Raw genomic sequence first — 5,768 nt, forward strand, 5'->3', positions numbered from 1 at the left:
GGCGCGGGCCGAGGCCGCCGCCACGCGCGCCCCTTGCGGCAGCTCCGTGAGCTCTTTCTTCATTTCATCGAGGGCCCAGCGCAGATTGACGGCCGTGGGGCGCGTCGCCGCGAGCGCGGCGCAGGCCCGGTCGAGACCATCATCGGAAGCGTCGCCCCGCATGGCGAGCGCCACGCCGTAGGCAGCCGTGGCGCCGATCAGCGGCGCGCCGCGCACTTGCATGGACGAAATGGCGTGTGCCGCGTCTTCGAGCGACCTCAAAGGGACGATCTCGAGCGCGAAGGGCAGCTTGGTCTGGTCGATGATCTCGGCCGAGACGCCGTCGTCGCCGAGCCAGATGGTCCGATAGGGCTTGCCGTCGATATTCATAGCCGTGGCTTAGCACACCCGGCCCTGCAAGTTGAGAGCCCTACTCGCCCTCGAAGGAGATCAGCGTGTGGCACTCCACCCCAAGTTCCGCGAGGCGCGCGCAGCCGCCGAGATCCGGCAGGTCGATGACGAAGGCCGCACCCACCACCTCGGCTCTCAGACGGCGCAACAGCTTGACGGCGGCGACCGCCGTGCCACCGGTGGCGATCAAGTCATCGACGAGAAGCACGGGCTCGCCCGGGCTGAGCGCATCCTCGTGGACCTCGATGACGTCGATCCCGTATTCGAGCTCGTAATCCTGGCCGATGGCCTTGTGGGGCAGCTTGCCCTTCTTGCGGATCGGCACGAAGCCGCAGCGCAGACGGTCGGCCGCAGCCCCGCCCAGAATGAACCCGCGCGCCTCGACGCCGGCGACCGACTCCACGCGCTGGTCTTGGAACGGCCTGACCAAATCCTCGACGCAGGCCCGGAAGCCGGCCGCATGGCCGAGCAGCGTGGTGATGTCGCGGAACATGATGCCCGGCTTCGGATAATCGGGAATGGTCCGCACGAGACCCTTGAGATCGATGTCGCTGGGCAAGGTTCATTCTCCACGAGAGCCGAAAGGCGCGGCGCCTTGATACTGGAACATGCCAGCGCTGACCAGGGCCGGATCAGCCGTTCAGGATCCGCCCGGCCACCGCGTCGAGCTTTTTCAGAAGCTCGGGATCGCGCGCTTCCGGCGCGGTGATGATCGCCGTGTCCAGCGCCCGGTCGGAGCCGATCGGACATGGCTCGTGCTCGCGCGGGAAGTCTTTGGCGATCCGCGCCACGAGCCGTGCGGCTTTCTCGGCGTTCGCCATAAGCACGCGGATGATGTCCTGCACGGTCACCGCGTCATGGTCCGGGTGCCAGCAGTCGAAGTCCGTGACCATGGCGACTGTCGCGTAGCAGAGCTCCGCCTCACGGGCGAGCTTGGCCTCCGGCAGATTGGTCATACCGACCACCGAATAACCAAGGCCCTTGTAAGTCAGGCTTTCGGCGAGCGTCGAGAATTGCGGACCCTCCATGCACACATAGGTGCCGTCGCGCGCGACCGCGATGCTTTCGGCTTCCGCGGCTTCGGCGATACGCATACGCAATCGCGGCGCGGTCGGATGCGCCATGGAGACATGGGCCACGCAGCCTGTGCCGAAGAACGAGGTCGCCCGGTTGTGCGTGCGGTCCACGAACTGATCGACGATGACGAAGGTGCCCGGCGGCAGGTTTTCCTTGTAGGAGCCGCAAGCCGACAACGAGATCAGATCGGTCACGCCGGCGCGCTTCATCACATCGATATTGGCGCGATAGTTGATGTCGGTCGGCGACAGCCTATGCCCCTTATCGTGGCGCGACATAAACACGATGGGGAGACCGTCGATATCGCCGATCGGACCGCAGCCGACGGCGCGCCCAGGGCTCGCGATGTGTTCCTCGCGCACGTTTTGCAGGCCGGGCAAGTCGTACAGTCCGGAACCGCCGATAATGCCGAGCACGGCTTTCGTCATGACATCCCCCTTAACCCGGTCACTCGCCGATATGCATGTAGACCAGGGCCCAAACATGACTACCGCGGCCGTCTTTGCCCGGCGTGAAGCCTTCGGCGCGCGTATTGAGGAGCCAGAGCGGGCCTTGCTGCCCCAGCCCAAGCGGCACGCCGTCGGCCTCGAGTGCCAGAATGTAATCGGAGCCGTCGATGTCTTCCGGCAGGAGGTAGCCGGTATAGCCGTCCACTGCGACGAACGTCGTTTTCACCTTTGCCGCTTCGATGAACCCCAGCACCTCGCTCAGAAGCGGCCCCGTGAAGGTGGCCTCTTTCTCCAACTCGATGGGCTTGGCCTTGACCGTGCCTTGCGGCAGGGCCTCCAGCGTGGCGCGGTCGAATTCGAACCCGTGCTTGAACTCGACCTTCAGCACGGACAGCAGGCTGTCGTGCTTGGCATCGATTGGCCCGCGATTGGGCTTTCCGACCAGCCCGCCTACGGTGAGCACCACCATGTCTTTCGGCGCGGCCGCGTCATCGGCGGCGAGCGCGGGAAAGCTTGCGAGCACGATCAGGAAAAGCGTGAGCACCCGCGCCATGGCAGACCTCAAGTTGCGTCGGCGTGATCGCGGCGATGAAGCCGCGCCCACACGGCACGCTTTGACAGATACATGATCACCGCGAACACGAGCAGGAAGATCATGATACGCGCGCCGAGCTTATACCGCTCCTCGAGCTTGGGCTCCGCCGCCCACATGAGGAAGGCCGACACATCCCTCGCATAATTGTCGACCGTGGGCTTGGTGCCGTCGGTGTAGGGAATGACCCCGTCCACCAAGGGATTGGGCATGGCGATCTGGTGGCCCGGGAAGGCCTTGTTGTATTGCATGCCCTGGGTCATCTCGAAGCCGGCAGGCGACGGCGCGTAACCTGTGAGCAGCGCATAGATATAGTCGGGACCTCCGGGGCGCGCCTTGGCCATGACTGAAAGATCCGGCGGCAACGCCCCATTGTTCGCGGCACGCGCCGCAGCGTCGTTCGGATAAGGCGAGCGGAACCGGTCGGACGGGCGCCCCGGGCGCTGGAACATTTGGCCCTTGTCGTCAGGACCGTCGGTGATTTGCGCCTGGGCGGCGAGAACTTCGACCGCCTTCTCCGAGAACTCCGGCCCGCCGGGCTCGCCAAGATTGCGGTAGGACAAAAGCCGCATCGAATGGCAGTTGGCGCAGATATCCTTGTAGACGCGATAACCGCGCTGGAGCTGCGCCCTATCGTAGTGGCCGAAGGGCGGCGCAAAGGACCACTCCTGCGCCTTGATTTCGGAACCATGGCCGTTTCCGGCGTCCTCGGCGAACGCGGCGCCGGGAACAGCGAGCGCGGCGAGAAGCGCGGCGGCGAACGTCGAAAGGGTGCCGCACGCCACCCCCTCGCCTGCGGTCGCGGCCGTGCGCGGCGGCGGGGTCTCCGTGGGCCGTTTGCTCTCGGGTCCCAAGACCGACTGCGTGATACTGCCGGGCAGCTTCTTGGGCCGCTCGATCAGACCGACGATCGGCATGATGATGAGGAAGAAGGCGAAGTAGTAGAAGGTGCCCAGACGCCCGAAGAACAAATACCAGCCTTCTGGAGCCTGCGAGCCGAGATAGCCCAGCGCCACGCAATCGATCACAAACAGCCAGAAGAACCATTTGTAGATCGGACGGTAGCTCGTCGAACGGACGCGCGACGTGTCTAGCCACGGCACGAAGAACAGGACGCCAATGCCGCCGATCAGACCAATGACACCCAACAGCTTGTCCGGAATGGCGCGCAGGATCGCGTAGAACGGTAGGAAGTACCACTCAGGCACGATGTGCGGCGGCGTCTGCAGAGGATTGGCCTCGATATAGTTGTCCGCGTGACCGAGGAAGTTCGGCGCGTAGAACAGAAGCACACCGAACAGGATCAGGAACATCACCAGAGCGAAGCCGTCCTTGATCGTGTAGTACGGATGGAACGGCACCGTGTCCTTCGGCGTCTTCACGTCCACGCCCGTGGGGTTGTTGTTTCCCGGAATGTGCAACGCCCAAATATGCAGGATGACCACGCCCGCGATGATGAACGGGAACAGGTAGTGAAGCGCGAAGAGCCGGTTCAACGTTCGCGCGCCAACCGAGAACCCGCCCCAGATCCATTGCACCAGCGTGGTGCCGAGCCCCGGGATCAAAGTATCGAGCGATGAGAACAGATTGGTGATCACGGTTACCGCCCAGAAGCTCATCTGCCCCCACACGAGCGAATAGCCCATGAAGGCGGTGGCGATCATCAGCAGCAGGATCAGCACGCCCAAAATCCACAAGATCTCGCGCGGCGCTTTGTACGAGCCGTAAATAAGCCCGCGAAACGTATGGACGTAGGCTGCGAGGAAGAACATGGATGCGCCGACCGCGTGCGCATAGCGCAGCAGCCAGCCCCAGTTCACGTCCCGCATGATCTTCTCGACGGAGTCGAACGCGCCTTCGGGCGTCGGCACGTAATGCATGGCGAGCACGATGCCGGTGACGATCTGCACCGCCAGCATGAAGGAAAGGATGCCGCCGAACGTCCACCAATAGTTCAGGTTGCGCGGCGTCGGAAAGACCATGAACTGGTCATGCATCATCCGGGGCAGCGGCAACCGCGAATCGAACCATCGCTCGATGCCGGTCGATGGCTTGTAAGTGGAAGGATGCGCCATGGTCCCGGCCTAACCGATCGTGATCTTGGTGTCTGAGGTGAAGGTGTAAGGCGGGATGTACATGTTCTGCGGCGCAGGTCCCACGCGCACGCGGCCCGCCGTGTCGTACTGCGACCCGTGGCACGGGCAGAACCAGCCACCATAGTCGCCCTTGTATTGGCCGGGCGCCTGGCCCTGGGGAATGCAGCCGAGATGAGTGCAGATACCGATCATCACCAGCCACGGCTCGCGCTCGGGCGCGGCGCGGTTGTCGTCGGTAGCCGGCGCGTCGTCCGGCAGATTGGCGTTGCGCGCCAGCGGATCGATCAGGTCGTCGACTTTGACGCCGGTCGCCTCCTCGACCTCCTTGGCCGTGCGGTGGCGAATGAAGATGGGCTTGCCGCGCCACATCACCGTGATGGCCTGGCCCTCCTCGATGGGCGCAAGGTCCACATCGGTGCTGGCCAGCGACAAGGTCGAGGCGTCCGGGTTCATCTGATCGAGCAGCGGCCACAACATGGCCGCGCCGCCGATCGCGGCGAAGCCGCCGGCGCCGATCAGGATCACATCGCGGCGCGACGCATCGTCGTCTTTAAGTAAAGATGGGTCGGTGGACGTATCGGGGTTGGCCACGGGCCAAGAGCTCCTGACGATTTAAGGAGCCGAAGAGAGCAACAGCCCAGCCTCTCGGCCCTCTTAGCCGGCAACAAACGCGCCGAACTTCTGTTATTGCCTCTCGTAGTGCCGTTGACCGGCACGATTGGTGCCGGTTTTTCTGGCACTGCTTCTCCAGGTTGTCCAGGGCCCGCAAGATGGTCAAATTGGCGCAGAAGGGACCTGATCGAGATCAAAGTTTGGGCACGCCGCCTCATATGCCATGCCCAGGCAGCACGCCTTGTGACAGGATTCACACGTGGAGCGGTAGAACAGCAAGTCCATGCAACAGGAAAACGTCGAAGAGCCGAAAATGAACGATGCGTTCGAGACGGGTAAGGATCGCGCGCGAAGCTGGTTCGAGACCTTACGCGACCGCATGCTTGCGGGCCTCGAGGCGGTGGAGGATGCGGCTGAAGGCGCGCCCGGCTGCGAGGGCAAAGAGGCCGGCCGCTTCACCCGGAAAGCCTGGACCCGCGAGGACGGCGGCGGCGGGGTGGATGTCTTTGATTGTCCGGCCGAGTCTTCGAGAAGGCCGGCTGTCACACCTCG

At 63.9% G+C, this 5,768-nt stretch carries 5 protein-coding genes and 2 pseudogenes; 1 reads left to right on the plus strand and 6 read right to left on the minus strand.

From position 1 onward, the window contains the following. From AUC71_RS04735 to petA, 6 genes and pseudogenes are all read right to left on the minus strand, one after another. Positions 1–369, minus strand: a pseudogene (locus tag AUC71_RS04735) (S-methyl-5-thioribose-1-phosphate isomerase); the annotation flags it as partial. A gap of 40 nt (positions 370–409) precedes the next feature. Continuing rightward, entirely contained in the window at positions 410–949 is a 540-nt protein-coding gene (locus AUC71_RS04740) for an adenine phosphoribosyltransferase (RefSeq protein ID WP_069623335.1), read from the minus strand. A gap of 73 nt (positions 950–1,022) precedes the next feature. After that, a complete protein-coding gene (locus tag AUC71_RS04745) occupies positions 1,023–1,895 on the minus strand; it encodes an S-methyl-5'-thioadenosine phosphorylase (protein WP_069623336.1) in 873 nt (290 codons plus the stop codon). A 19-nt stretch (positions 1,896–1,914) separates the two neighbouring features. Beyond that, positions 1,915–2,469, minus strand: coding sequence for a hypothetical protein (locus AUC71_RS04750; protein ID WP_069623337.1), 555 nt, complete (start codon positions 2,467–2,469; stop codon positions 1,915–1,917). 8 nt (positions 2,470–2,477) lie between these two features. Beyond that, entirely contained in the window at positions 2,478–4,583 is a 2,106-nt protein-coding gene (locus AUC71_RS04755; protein ID WP_069623338.1) for a cytochrome c1, read from the minus strand. A gap of 9 nt (positions 4,584–4,592) precedes the next feature. Beyond that, positions 4,593–5,195: a ubiquinol-cytochrome c reductase iron-sulfur subunit gene (petA, locus tag AUC71_RS04760; RefSeq protein ID WP_069623339.1), complete on the minus strand. Its 603-nt coding sequence runs from the start codon at positions 5,193–5,195 to the stop codon at positions 4,593–4,595. Between the two features lie 334 nt (positions 5,196–5,529). Between petA and AUC71_RS04765 the strand changes: the two are divergent. Then, positions 5,530–5,768: pseudogene (locus AUC71_RS04765) on the plus strand (hypothetical protein); the annotation flags it as partial.

It is taken from the genome of Methyloceanibacter marginalis (assembly GCF_001723295.1).
In the GTDB taxonomy this organism is placed as follows: Bacteria; Pseudomonadota; Alphaproteobacteria; order Rhizobiales; family Methyloligellaceae; genus Methyloceanibacter; species Methyloceanibacter marginalis.

Excerpts from the sequence above, each read along its gene's own strand:
- AUC71_RS04750 (WP_069623337.1), bottom strand. The coding sequence starts at position 2,469 with ATGGCGCGGGTGCTCACGCTTTTCCTGATCGTGCTCGCAAGCTTTCCC.
- AUC71_RS04755 (WP_069623338.1), bottom strand. The coding sequence starts at position 4,583 with ATGGCGCATCCTTCCACTTACAAGCCATCGACCGGCATCGAGCGATGG.
- AUC71_RS04745 (WP_069623336.1), bottom strand. The coding sequence starts at position 1,895 with ATGACGAAAGCCGTGCTCGGCATTATCGGCGGTTCCGGACTGTACGAC.